Consider the following 12,001-nt stretch of genomic DNA (forward strand, 5'->3'; position numbering starts at 1 on the left):
GGCGGGGTGGGGGCCGGGAGGGGGGTTTCGTCGTCGGAGAGGGGGTGGGCGGTGGGGAGGGTCATGATGCCGGGGTTGGCGTCCACGAGGTGGACGGTGTTGGCGTGGGTGAAGACCATGGCCGTCGGGGGGAGGTCCTGGAGCTGGCGGCGTTCGGGGCGGAGTTCGCGGGAGCGGCCGGGGCCGTCGGGCGGGGTGAGGGTGCGGGGCCAGGTGCCGGTGGCGATGGCGTCGGCCAGGGCGCGTGGGGGCGGGGAGGGGCGGATCACCGGTTCGGTGAGGGCGTGTCCGCCGGAGCTGCGGCGGGCGTAGGCGACGGTGCTGGAGTAGGGGTCGGTCGGGTCGGCGGGGGTGGCGGTCTCGGTGAGTTCCGACAGCAGGAGGTGGGACTCGGTGCCGAGGTAGCCGGCGGCGGCCGCGGCGTCGTCGGCGTTGCCGAGGCGCATGAAGCCGACGGCCGAGTTGCCGCGGCCCAGCCGCTCCCTGACGTGCGGAGCGATCGTGCGGTACATGAGGACCAGGCCCGTGCCGGTCGTCTCGCAGGCGTCGGAGAGACGGTCGAGGACGTCGCCGCGCAGCTTCTCCGCGCCGCACAGGAAGACCGTGTGGCTCCACGGCGTCGAGGTCGGGGCCTGGCGGATCATGTGGGTGAGCGTGGTCGTCACGTAGGTCGCCAGCACCCGGTTGGTCGACACCCCCGACCTGCGGTCCAGCGACAGGACGCGGAGCTGGGCGGGCGGCAGCGCCACCGGGTCGGAGCCGAGGTCGGTGAGCGTCCGGAGCTGCGACTCCAGGGTCCAGGCGCGTTCGAGGACGACCCGGTCGGCGGCGGTGCGGCCGAAGAGATGGGAGATCGCGTCGAGCTGGGCGTCGGTGAGCAGGCCCGCGCGCAGGTCGTCACGCGGGTCGCCGACCTCGGCCAGGGCCCGCAGCGCGGCGGTGATCTGGGCGACGGACGGCGTGCCGCCGAGCACCCGGATGACGCGCTCGAGGATCGAGTTGTCGATCGAGGCGTCCCGGACGGTCGACTCGGGCTCGGTCGCGTTCACCGTCTGCGACAGGACGTCGGCGAGCGCGTCGGGCGTCAGCCTCGCCCCGAGATCGAGCCGCTTGAGGTCGGAGGGCAGCACCCAGACGAGCGGATCCTCACGCGACAGGTCGATGAGCTCCTGGGCGACCGCGCCCTCCGACAGGTCGACGACCGTCACCTGCGATCCCGCCGTCAGCCGCGCCGCCCCCATCAGGGTGACGGCCGCCGACCAGCCCGACAGCGTGCCGCCCGCGACGTCGACCCGGTCGACGCCCGACGGGACGGGCACCGGATGCCACTCGTGCTGGTTCTCGAACGCCGTCCGCTTGTCCTCCCAGCGGCTGCGGGCCAGGGCGTAACTGTCCTCGGCCTCGGCCCTGCGCTGTTCGAGCCGGACCTGCTCGCGGTCGCGGCGGGCCTTCTCCGCCCGCTTCCTGATCCGCATCGCCTGCTCGCCCTGCCAGATCGACCAGCCGGTGATCCCGCCGATGACACCGCAGGCGAGCAGCCCGACCCCGGCGAACGGCCAGGGCAGCAGCGCCCAGAGCCCGAGAAGGACGAATCCGACGGCCGCCAGGGCCGCCCCCGCCATGGTCCACTTCAGTGGGCGGTTGAGGAGCGTCTCCCCCTCGTACCGCTCGGCCTCCTCCTGCCAGGTGGCGGGAACGGCCAGCGGCGCCTGGGGACGGCGCGGCTCGGGTCCTGGATCGGGATGCGCCTGGTCGTAGCGCCAACCGACATAGACACGGTTCATCTTCTACCGTGTCACCCGGCTCGTCACGACCACTGGGCCCCTCTGTTCCTTCCGGTGGAGAGGGCCGCGCGGGCCCTACAGGGACAGAGTAAGAAGCCTGCCGCTTCGCCGTCCCGAGTTCAACGGAACAGCCGGACAGCCTTCCGGCCAAGTATGGCAATACGCGCAAACCGGCCCAACAACCCCGATTGCGTGTCGCGATCCTGGCCGGATCCGGTCAGCCATCATCGGGCGTGTCGTCCGGTTCATCCGGGGATGCCGTGCCGTCGGGCCGGACGAGGCGGAGAGGTCCGGCGGGTCACCACTGGAGCAGGCCGGCGAACTCCGCTCCGAGGTGGGCGGCGGACTTCTGCACGATCCCGCTGGGGTCGCGCTTCTTGCCGTCGGGCCGGTGCGCCATCGCGAAGATGACGAAGTTGCTGAAGCTGTAGACCCTGTTCCAGGTCCCGACCTTCTTGCCCTTGATCGACGGAACGCCGGATTCCCGCCCGGGGTTCAGCAGGTAGGGATAGACGTCGGCGCCCTTGACCGCGGCGACGTCCTTCGCCGACCGCAACGGCATCACGACGATGGTGATGACGGCCGACTTCTTGGCGTTGACGTACACCCCCGCCCGGAACGGGCCGATGCACGGATGCTTGGCCAGCACCTTCAGGAAGGCGGCGGGCGCCTGCTTCCTGCACGTCCCGGCCGTGGCCCCCGCCCGGAAGAACGTGTCCTCGTAGAACGTGCTGATCGAGGGATCCTTGAAGATGTTCGGCACGGTCGCCCTGACCGGCCGTGCCGTCTGCGGCCGGGTCTTGGGCGTGGCCGTCGCGGGCGGCTGGGAGGCGGTCGGGCCCGTGGCCGCGGTGCCCGGCCGCGCGTCCTTCTCCGAGGCGCGCATGACCTTGACCCCGACGGCCCCCACCGCGGACGCCACGAGCAGCACCGCGGCGACGAGGCCGACGACCGCCGACGACGAGGTCCGCTTCGGCGGCGGGCCGTAGGCGCCGGGCTGCCCGAACGGCGGCGCCGGATGCTGCGGGCCCGCGTACTGCGGGGCGGGTTGCGGCGGGGCGGGCTGCGGCGGGGCGCCGGCGTACATCGGGGCCGCGGGCATCTGCGCGTACTGCGGGAGCGGCGGCGCCTGCTGCGGCTGACCGGGGAACGGTGCGGCCGCACCGGGCTGGACGATCGGGGTCCCCAGCAGGGTGCCCTCGTCCTCGCTGCCGGCGCCCGGCCCGAAATGGGGCTGCTCGGGCTGTTGCGACTGAGGCGTCCAATTGGCCATAACGTGGCACCTTATTACTCAGACCGTCCGATGCGGCCGGAAATCCCACAAGTGCGGTCGAGAACACGCGGGAAAGCCGGAGCCCCCGCGTCCGTGCAGGACGCGGGGGCTCCGGAGGTGTCGGTGTCACACGACGACGAACCTTGTTAGATCGCGACCGCGAGGCCGGAGATCTCTCCCGTACGGGCGGCGATCTGGTTGTCGACGCTCACGCCACCGGGGGCGAGAACGCGGACGGTCCAGTCACCGTCGGCGGCGAAGAAGCGGAAGATGCCCTCTTCGCTGGTGACGACCTCGGCGGTGAATTCACCGGTCGAGTCGAGGAGTCGGGCGTAGGCCCCCGAGACCGGGTTCCCATCGCGGCTGACGGTGCCCTGGATGACGGCCTCGTTGTTGAGGTCGACGGTCGCGGGCAGGTGCGCGGTCTGCGCCGGCGCTGCGCATCCCTGAGTCATGGTGAGCTCCCTTGAAACTAGGTGTGTGCGGCGGGATTACTTGGCGGGGCCGAGCTCGACCGGCACGCCCACGAGCGAGCCGTACTCGGTCCAGGAACCGTCGTAGTTCTTGACGTTCGGCAGGTCGAGCAGCTCGTGCAGCGCGAACCAGGTGTGCGAGGAGCGCTCGCCGATGCGGCAGTAGGCGATGGTGTCCTTGGCCAGGTCGACGCCGGCCTCGGTGTAGAGCTCACGCAGCTCGTCGTCGGACTTGAAGGTTCCGTCGTCGTTCGCGGCCTTGGACCACGGGATGCTGCGGGCGGTCGGCACGTGGCCGGCGCGCTGCGCCTGCTCCTGCGGCAGGTGGGCCGGCGCGAGCAGCTTGCCGCTGAACTCGTCGGGGCTGCGGACGTCGATCAGGTTCTCCTTGCCGATGGCCTCGACGACCTCGTCGCGGAAGGCGCGGATCGACAGGTCCTGCGGCTGGGCGGAGTAGGAGGTGGCCGGACGCGCGGGGACGTCGGTCACCAGCTCGCGGGAGTCGAGCTCCCACTTCTTGCGGCCGCCGTCGAGGAGCTTGACGTTGGAGTGGCCGTAGAGCTTGAAGTACCAGTAGGCGTAGGCCGCGAACCAGTTGTTGTTGCCGCCGTAGAGGATCACCAGGTCGTCGTTGGCGATGCCCTTGCCGGACAGGAGCTGCTCGAAGCCGACCTGGTCGACGAAGTCGCGGCGGACCGGGTCCTGGAGCTCGGACTTCCAGTCGATCTTGACAGCGCCGCGGATGTGGCCCTTGTCGTAGGCGGACACGTCTTCGTCGACCTCGACGAGAACCAGGCCGGGGGCGTCAAGGTTGGCCTCGACCCAGGCTGCGTCGACCAGGACGTCGTTGCGGCTCATGCGTGAACCTCTTTCTTCTTCGGACTGACACGCTTGATGATCAGAAACATTTCGCAGCCGAGGCAGAACCCGAACACGGCGTTCAGGAAGGCCGCCCCCAGCGCGAAGGCGGTGGCTGTGATCCCCAGCCACTCGATTCCCAGGCTGTATCCGGCCACGCCCACCAGCGCGAACCCGAGACCGACGCCCTGCGCGAAACGCGGCGGGGCTTCGTCTTCGAGTTCTCCTGGAGGGCTCAAGCGCGGTCGCACGAAGCGGCTGTAGATCAGCCCGTACGGATGGTGACGCAGTCCGAAGAAGACTCCGATAGCGAACACCACGGCCTGAGCGGCGAGCACCGGCCACGATCCCGTTGCGAGAACCACCAGCAGGACGATCGTCGCGAGAGCAGCGGAAAATCGCTGACCTCTTGGGTCGATTTTCATGCGGAGTGACTCCCGATCAGGAGTGGAAGTGCGAGCCTGGCAGGGTGCAGAGGCGGTGAATTCAACCCACCCTGCAACAGCGGCGAATAAATGCAGCGGCTGTTCTCAGGCCATGCGACAGAGCGCGGTCGAAACGCGGCAGTAATCGACTGCCCGTCGTTTCGTCAGCTTCTGCTCGGTCAAGTAGCGCACGGACACGATGTTACGGGGGTTCTTCCCGAATGTCACCTCCCGTCTCGCCCATCGAGACAGTGACTCCTGTCATACCCGCAGGTCACGAGGGTATGGACCGTCCCAAAACCGCTATGACATCGGCTTTCCGGGGTTGACCGGCCGCCCTCTGGACGATCTTTCCCGCTCGGTCAAGTACCAGCACAGTGGGGGTTTTGAGGATGTTGAGGTCCCGGACGAGGTCCAGCCGGGACTCGGCGTCGATCTCCACATGGGACACCCCGGGGATCATTTCGGCCACCTCGCCCAGAATGCGTTTGGTGGCCCGGCACGGCGCGCAGAAGGCGCTGGAGAACTGGACGAGAGTGGCCCTCTCTCCAAGATCGAAATCCCAGGCGCGTTCCACTGTCCTCCGCTGCTCCTTCAGCCGGCCCGTCCTGCGCCGCCAGACGAGCCCGAAGGCCGTCGAAGCCAGCAGGACGCCCAGCGCCACGATGATTCCCGTCATGAGGAGGTCAACGCTACGCGGCGCCCGTCGCTTCCCTGCCACGCGGCGCCCGCCGCCTCCCGGCGGGTCAGCTGACCGGGATCGGCTCGTTCAGCGGCACGTTGTCGGCCTCGCCGGTGACCCGCAGGCCCGCGTCGGTCGGCTCGACCTTGGTGATCCGCGACCCCATCGGCAGGCCCGTGACGGGGATGAGGGTCCTCAACTGCTCCTGGACCAGCCCGATCGGCACCTGGACGAGCCCGCCGACCACGTCGACGGACTGCGGGGTCACCAGGATCCCCTCCTTGGTCGGGCGGATCGAGACGACCACGCCGACCGGGGTGGACAGGCCCATGAAGGCATAGGTCCCGTCAAGCCTGACGGCATTACCGCTGCGCGACACCTTCGTCACCCCGCGGGAGGCCACCTGCTGCTGGATGTAGCCGTAGGGGATGACCGCGGAGGCGGTCGCCTCGCGCGCCCTCAGGTTGCCCTTCTCCCCGCTGACGAGATCGCCGAGCGGGGCGTTCAGGCCGGTCAGCCTGATCCGCACGTCCTGCACCGTCACGCCCTGCTGGGTGTAGTCGCCGATCGCCACATCGATCCGCTCGTACTTCCCGCTGACGGCCTGGGTCAGGAACGGGAACCCGCCGATCTCCACCGACGGCTCCTTGGGCAGCGCGTACTGCGCCGCGACCTGCTTGGCGATCTCCGACTCGGCGCGCGCCTTCACGAACCGATCCGAACCGACCAGCCCGACGACGACCAGGACCAGCAGTACGAGCAGAAACTTGCGCATGACCCCCCACCCTTCCAGATATTGAGACGAAGGGGATCCCTACCCGGTTCGCGGGTGTGATGTCAGCCACCGGCGAAGGGCGGCAGCACCTCCAGCACTCCGTTCTCGGTCAGTTGCACAGAGTCATGGGGCCTGTTGCCCACCTGGCGCCCGTCGAGCAGGAACGAGCTGCGGACGAGGACCCGCCCGAACTCGGAATCCCTTGCCCGGCAGGCGTTCTGCAGCGCTTCGGCGAGCGTCGCCGCCGCGTAGGGTTCTTCCGCGACGCCCGCCGCGGCTCGGGCCGCGGCCCAGTACCGGATCACACCATTGGCCATCGTCCAAGGATCTCATTCATGTATCGCCCGTAATGAAACAGGTCGACGGCCATTGCCCCTTTGTGGCACTCGTATAAGCTTCAAGCGAAGGATCCGGGCAGCGAGGCCCCCGGGTCCTTGACGTCTTTTTGGGGTCTTAACAGCCCTGGAGGCAGGAGAGGGAGGCGGCCGTTGAGCAGCTTGCTGTTGCTCACCAACGCACTGGAACCATCTGATGAGGTTCTGCCGGCGTTGGGTTTGCTCTTGCACTCGATCCGCGTCGCTCCGGCGGAGGCATCCGCGCTGATCGACGCGCCACCCGCCGACGTGATCATCGTCGACGCGCGCCGCGACCTGGTTCAGGCGAAAAGCCTGTGCAGGCTGCTGCGCACCACCGGACTGGACTGCCCGCTGCTGGCGATCGTCACCGAGGGCGGTCTCGCCGCTCTCACCCCCGAGTGGGGCCTGGACGACGTCCTGCTGCAGGCATCGGGCCCGGCGGAAGTGGAAGCCCGGCTGCGGCTGGCGATCGGCCGTAGTTCGGCCGGTGAGCCGGACGACCAGCCCGGGGAGATCCGCAGCGGGGATCTGACCATCGACGAGGCCACGTACACGGCGCGCCTGCGCGGCCGGGTACTCGACCTCACCTTCAAGGAGTTCGAGCTCCTCAAGTACCTGGCGCAGCACCCGGGACGGGTCTTCACCCGCGCCCAGCTGCTCCAGGAGGTCTGGGGCTACGACTACTTCGGCGGCACCCGGACGGTCGACGTCCATGTGCGGCGCCTGCGCGCCAAGCTGGGCGCGGAGTACGAGTCGCTGATCGGCACCGTCCGCAACGTCGGTTACCGATTCGTTCCCGACCACCGCCCCGGCGACCACGAGGAAGTGCTCTCCACCCGTTCCTAGCGCGGAAACGCGCACCTGGAACGTTCTAGCTCCGTCCTCAGCGACGAGGCATGACGCGTCCGGCGTCCGGGCTCCCTCCAGCCCGTCCGGCCGCCGCGTCCCGCTCCGTCGACGAAGAAACCCGCCAGGCCCTGGGCCCGGCGGGTTTCTTCGCTTCCGTCCGGCTCCCGGCGGCGGACCACCGGGAGCGGGAGCGGAGGTCAGCCGAGGGTGATGCGGTCGAGCGCCGGGGGCGAGACCGGGGAGTGCGCGCCGAGGTAGGCGTTGAAGGCGTCCAGGTCGATCGGGCCGCTCCACAGGTCGGTGCCCTGGAGGAAGACGGAGAAGCCGTCACCCCCGCCGACCAGGAAGTTGTTGGCCGCGACGCGGTAGGAGTCCGTGCCGACGACCGGAACACCGTTGATCTTGATGTCGGAGACCTTCGAGCCGAAGGCGTTGCCGGGGCTGTAGGTGTAGGACAGCGACTTGGACGGCTGGAGCACGGTCGTCTTCGCCGCGGTCCACTGCTGCTCGAGCAGGGCGTCGAGCCGGTCGCCGGTCAGGGTGACCACCTGCATGAGGTTGCTGAACGGCTGCACCGCGAAGGACTCGCCGTAGGTGACGACGCCGTCGGGCGCGTAGACGAGGTCGTTGCGGACGCCGCCCGGGTTCATCAGGGCGATCTGCGCCCCGCCGCCGGTGACGGTGGCCTCGAGCTGGGCGTCGGCGATCACGTCGCCGAGCGTGGTCTCCCCGGTCGGGGCCGCAACCCGGTTGAGGTCCGCGGTGACGTCGCCGACCTTCCTGTTCGCGACGGCCGAGACGCGGTCCTTCCAGAGCTGGACGAACTGCGCGGTCGCGGGGTCCGGCGCGATGGTCCGGGTGACGATCTGGTTGTCGACCGTCTCGGTGGAGCGGTCGACCTGGCCCGTCTTGCGGTCGACCTTGAAGTCGGCCTGGGAGATGACGCGGCCGAACGAGCCGCCCTGGCTGTAGAGCCGGTCGTTGCCCGCCGGGTCCTTCACCTTGCAGACGTAGGCCTGGTGGGAGTGGCCGGACAGGATCAGGTCGATCTCGGGGTCGACCTGGGTGGCGATGTCCGTGCCGTTGCCGCTGGAGCCGTCCGGGTCGTTGGTGGTGGAGCAGGCGTCGGGCGACTTGCCGGTGAGGACGTTGTCGCCCTCGTGCACGAGCAGCACCTGGGCCTTGACGTTGAGCAGGTCGAGCAGGCGCGAGCCGAACTCGGCCGACTTCACGACGGAGCCGAACTTGAGCTCCTGGATGCCGGAGGCGGTCACGATCGTCGGGGTGGTCTCGGTGACCGCGCCGATGAAGCCGATCTTGACCCCGTTGATCTCGCGGACGGCGATCGGCGGCAGGGCCGGGATGCCGTAGTCGCGCAGGGCCTTGCGGAGCTTGCCGGGAGCGACGTCCTGGAGGATCTCGTAGCCGGGCAGGTCGGGGAGCTCGGTGGCGTCCTTGAGCAGGACGTTGGCGCCCAGGTAGGTGAACTTGGTGCCCTGCCACGGACCGGCGGGGGTGTCCCCGTCGACCGGGTGCGAGCCGCCCTTGATGAGGCGCTTGAGCTCGCTGTAACCCTCGTCGAACTCGTGGTTGCCCACGGCCGACGCGGTGATCCCCAGGTCGCCCAGGAACTCCAGCGAGGGCTCGTCGTGGTAGGCGGCCGACACCAGCGGCGACGCGCCGATCAGGTCGCCCTGGGCGACCTTGAGGGTGTTCTCGTTGGTGAGCTGCTTCATCCAGGCCGCCGCGTAGACCGCGCCGCCGGCGTCGACCGTGGCGCCGTTCTCGTCGATCATGCGGCCGGAGGACCCGGTCGGGGGCTCGAGGTTTCCGTGGAAGTCGTTGAGCGCCAGCAGGCGGACGGGGACGAGGCGTTCGCCGCCCGCGTTGGCCTGGCCGGTCATCGAGAGCGTCGCGGCGACCGCGAGGCCCGCCGCGGCCAGCACCCGCAGGCGCGTCATACGTATGAGCATTGAGGGGGTCTCTCCCTGGACGGAGTGATGGGGACTATGCCGGACGATAGAGAAGGAACAGCGCCGAGTCACTTGTACGTACATCCCATAATCGGCGTCTTCATCCTTGGCCACCTTGTGATGTCATACCAGTGAACAGCGGCATAAGCTGGCGATCTATGACCGCCGTTTCAACTTTGTCCGCGGAGCAGACCGCATCCGTCCTCTCCCTGGCCCAGCGGGCCGAGGAGCACGACGGCACGCCCGCCCTGTCCGAGCAGACCCTGCTGGCAGTCCGGCACGGCGGCGGCCACCACATCCTTCACCACCAGGACGTCCCGGGCGGCGACCGGGTCCTCGCGGGCTACGGCTTCCGCGACGACTCCGGCTCGGCCGAGCTGGTCGTGGACCCCTCCGCCCGCAGGCAGGGCCATGGGCGCGCCCTGGTGGCCCTCCTGGGCGACGACGCCCGCATCTGGGCCCACGGGGACCTCCCGGAGGCCGCGGCCCTCGCCGCCGCCCTGGGGCTCTCGCGCGTACGGGCGCTCTTCCAGCTCCGCCGGCCCCTGTCCACGCCGCTGCCCGTCCTCCGAATCCACGCGGGTTTCGCCCTGCGGACCTTCGAACCGACGGACGCCGAAGCCTGGCTGCGCCTCAACACCGTGGCCTTCGCCGACCACCCCGAACAGGGGCAGTGGACCCTCGACGACCTGAACCACCGGCTGTCCGAGCCCTGGTTCGATCCCCAGGGCTTCTTCCTGGCCACCAAGGGCGACCGGCTGGTCGGCTTCCACTGGACGAAGATCCACCCCGAGGGGATCGGCGAGGTCTACGTGGTCGGCGTCGACCCGTCCATCCAGGGCGTCGGCCTGGGCCGCACGCTCACCCTGGCCGGGCTGCACTACCTCAAGTCGAAGGGCCTGACCGCGGTCCTGCTCTACGTGGACGAGTCCAACACCGGCGCCGTCCGGCTCTACGACTCGCTCGGCTTCACCCGCCACCACACCGACGTCATGTACGCCAAGGGGTAGACGCGGGCAGTTCGAACCAGGTGCAGAGGGCGTCGGAGCCTATGGGGTCCCAGCCCGAGCGCTCGGTCAGGTCCTGGATGAGCTCGAGGCCGCGGCCGCCGAGGCTGGTGGTGTCGGAGCGGCGGGGGGTCGGGACGGTCGCGGCGCCGTCGTCGACGACCTCGACCCGCAGGACGTCGCCGCCCAGGTCGATCAGGGACAGGGTGACCATCCCGCCGCTCCCCGATCGGGAGTGGACCACGCTGTTGGTCACCGCCTCGCTGACGAGCAGGACCACGGTGTCGGCCGTCTCGCCCTCGGAGAGCAGGCGTCCGGCGAACCTGCGGGTCTCGCCGACGTTCTCCGCGGTTCCCGGCAGGGTCACCGAGCCGAGCAGTCTTCCGGTCGTCATCGCTTCCACCGCCTCAACAGTCAGATCGGACACTCCGACCTAGACCCTGTGCCCCTCCCGGGCCGGGGCACACGCCCTGCGGGGTGACGGCTCAGTCACGCGGCACACCCGGGGTGCAGTGCGCGGCGCCCGTCGCGCAGAAGAACTCCGAGCCGTAGGTGAGGGTGCCGAGGGTCCCGCCGGGGTTGCGGAAGGGCGGGCCCACGGGGCTTCCGTCGGCGCGGACCGTCATCTGCTCGGCCTTCCCGTCGACGGTCAGGTCGAGGACGAGCTCCCAGTCGACGTCGTCGCCGCCGTTGTAGGCGAAGATCTCGAAGGCCAGGGACTCGTCCCGCTCCAGGTCCACGGATCTGACGTCGAAGTAGGGCCGCTGCGGCCGGCCTCCCTGGTCGATGGCGTGCAGCCGCAGGTCCTTCGTGTCGAGGGTGATCGCGCCGCCCTCGACCTCGGAGGCCCCGGCGCTCGGCAGGACCAGGAGCGTGCCGCGGGGCGGGGGGCGGCGGTCCAGGATCCGCCCGGAGATCTGGTCGATCCGGACGCGGCCCGTGCGGTGGCCGGTGAGCGTCAGCTTGAAGCGGGTCTGGCTGAGCCCGCAGCGCTCGTCGATGCAGGCGCCCTCGGTGCGGATCCCGCCGTGGTCGGCGGCGAAGGCGGCGATCTCGGGATCCGTGGTGGGGAGCCTGAGCAGCTCGGTCACGGCCGAGGGCCGGAGCCGCTCGTCCCAGACCCAGATCATGTAGGCGTCGTTGGACCAGGTGTCGGCGAGCTTGACCCGCAGCGGAGCCTCGACCGCCAGCGCCTGCTCCTTCGCCTTCTCCCTGCGGTCCTGCTCGGCGGGGGCCAGGTAGTAGTTCGCGGCGAGCGTCCCCCCGGCGATGAGCAGCGGGACCAGGAGCGTCGCGACCATGTAGGCGACGACCTTCCACCAGTCCACCGGGCGGCGCGGCGGCCGCCGGCCCTGCCAGGGCGCCTGCGGCGGCGGACCCTGCCAGGCGGGCGGATATCCGGGCCCCTGCGGCGGCGGAGGGCCCTGCCGCGGCGGGACGCCCTGCGGGGGTGGCGCGGGACGGCGGTGGACGGGACCATGGGGGTCACCCGGGCCGGGAGGCGGGAAGGCCATGGATCCATGGTCCGCGATCGGGGATTCTCGCG

At 70.0% G+C, this 12,001-nt stretch carries 14 protein-coding genes; 2 read left to right on the forward strand and 12 right to left on the reverse strand.

Annotated features, from left to right (window positions below; genetic code table 11):
* The 9 genes from ABD785_RS38950 to ABD785_RS38985 all read right to left on the reverse strand — a co-directional run.
* Positions 1-1,784, reverse strand: a 1,784-nt coding sequence (locus tag ABD785_RS38950) for a coiled-coil domain-containing protein (RefSeq protein WP_344839211.1), incomplete at its 3' end; no start/stop codon positions are given.
* A 298-nt stretch (positions 1,785-2,082) separates the two neighbouring features.
* Positions 2,083-3,057, reverse strand: a complete 975-nt coding sequence (locus tag ABD785_RS38955) for a hypothetical protein (RefSeq protein ID WP_344839213.1) — start codon at positions 3,055-3,057, stop codon at positions 2,083-2,085.
* Positions 3,058-3,203: 146 nt separating this feature from the next.
* Positions 3,204-3,512, reverse strand: a complete 309-nt coding sequence (locus ABD785_RS38960) for a DUF1416 domain-containing protein (RefSeq protein WP_344839215.1) — start codon at positions 3,510-3,512, stop codon at positions 3,204-3,206.
* 36 nt (positions 3,513-3,548) lie between these two features.
* The gene (locus ABD785_RS38965) at positions 3,549-4,388 is read right to left on the reverse strand and encodes a sulfurtransferase (RefSeq protein ID WP_344839218.1); all 840 of its coding nucleotides are present in this window, start codon (positions 4,386-4,388) and stop codon (positions 3,549-3,551) included.
* Entirely contained in the window at positions 4,385-4,813 is a 429-nt protein-coding gene (locus tag ABD785_RS38970) for a DUF4395 domain-containing protein (protein ID WP_344839222.1), read from the reverse strand. The genes ABD785_RS38965 and ABD785_RS38970 overlap by 4 nt, the downstream gene beginning before the upstream one ends.
* A gap of 105 nt (positions 4,814-4,918) precedes the next feature.
* Positions 4,919-5,041: a putative leader peptide gene (locus ABD785_RS41430; RefSeq protein WP_425547874.1), complete on the reverse strand. Its 123-nt coding sequence runs from the start codon at positions 5,039-5,041 to the stop codon at positions 4,919-4,921.
* Between the two features lie 46 nt (positions 5,042-5,087).
* On the reverse strand, positions 5,088-5,492 hold the full coding sequence (locus tag ABD785_RS38975; protein ID WP_344839225.1) for a TlpA family protein disulfide reductase: 405 nt from the start codon (positions 5,490-5,492) through the stop codon (positions 5,088-5,090).
* Positions 5,493-5,559: 67 nt separating this feature from the next.
* Positions 5,560-6,270 carry an LmeA family phospholipid-binding protein gene (locus ABD785_RS38980; protein ID WP_344839228.1) on the reverse strand — a complete coding sequence of 237 codons (711 nt, stop codon included), beginning with the start codon at positions 6,268-6,270 and terminating at the stop codon, positions 5,560-5,562.
* A 62-nt stretch (positions 6,271-6,332) separates the two neighbouring features.
* On the reverse strand, positions 6,333-6,587 hold the full coding sequence (locus ABD785_RS38985) for a ubiquitin family protein (RefSeq protein ID WP_344839230.1): 255 nt from the start codon (positions 6,585-6,587) through the stop codon (positions 6,333-6,335).
* A 171-nt stretch (positions 6,588-6,758) separates the two neighbouring features.
* Between ABD785_RS38985 and ABD785_RS38990 the strand changes: the two genes are divergently transcribed.
* Positions 6,759-7,472, forward strand: a complete 714-nt coding sequence (locus tag ABD785_RS38990) for a winged helix-turn-helix transcriptional regulator (protein ID WP_344839233.1) — start codon at positions 6,759-6,761, stop codon at positions 7,470-7,472.
* A gap of 200 nt (positions 7,473-7,672) precedes the next feature.
* On the opposite strand, the gene ABD785_RS38995 is transcribed toward ABD785_RS38990, so the two are convergent.
* The gene (locus ABD785_RS38995; RefSeq protein ID WP_344839236.1) at positions 7,673-9,436 is read right to left on the reverse strand and encodes a bifunctional metallophosphatase/5'-nucleotidase; all 1,764 of its coding nucleotides are present in this window, start codon (positions 9,434-9,436) and stop codon (positions 7,673-7,675) included.
* A 170-nt stretch (positions 9,437-9,606) separates the two neighbouring features.
* On the opposite strand from ABD785_RS38995, the gene mshD reads away from it, so the two are divergent.
* The gene (mshD, locus tag ABD785_RS39000) at positions 9,607-10,458 is read left to right on the forward strand and encodes a mycothiol synthase (protein ID WP_344839239.1); all 852 of its coding nucleotides are present in this window, start codon (positions 9,607-9,609) and stop codon (positions 10,456-10,458) included.
* Here mshD and ABD785_RS39005 read toward each other — a convergent pair.
* Both ABD785_RS39005 and ABD785_RS39010 read right to left on the reverse strand, forming a co-directional pair.
* Positions 10,439-10,849, reverse strand: a complete 411-nt coding sequence (locus tag ABD785_RS39005) for an ATP-binding protein (protein ID WP_344839241.1) — start codon at positions 10,847-10,849, stop codon at positions 10,439-10,441. The two genes, mshD and ABD785_RS39005, sit on opposite strands and share 20 nt — an antisense overlap.
* Positions 10,850-10,940: 91 nt before the next feature.
* Positions 10,941-11,969, reverse strand: coding sequence for a hypothetical protein (locus tag ABD785_RS39010; RefSeq protein ID WP_344839244.1), 1,029 nt, complete (start codon positions 11,967-11,969; stop codon positions 10,941-10,943).
* Positions 11,970-12,001: the final 32 nt, after the last annotated feature.

Source organism: Actinocorallia longicatena (assembly GCF_039534125.1).
Classification (GTDB): Bacteria; Actinomycetota; Actinomycetes; order Streptosporangiales; family Streptosporangiaceae; genus Actinocorallia; species Actinocorallia longicatena.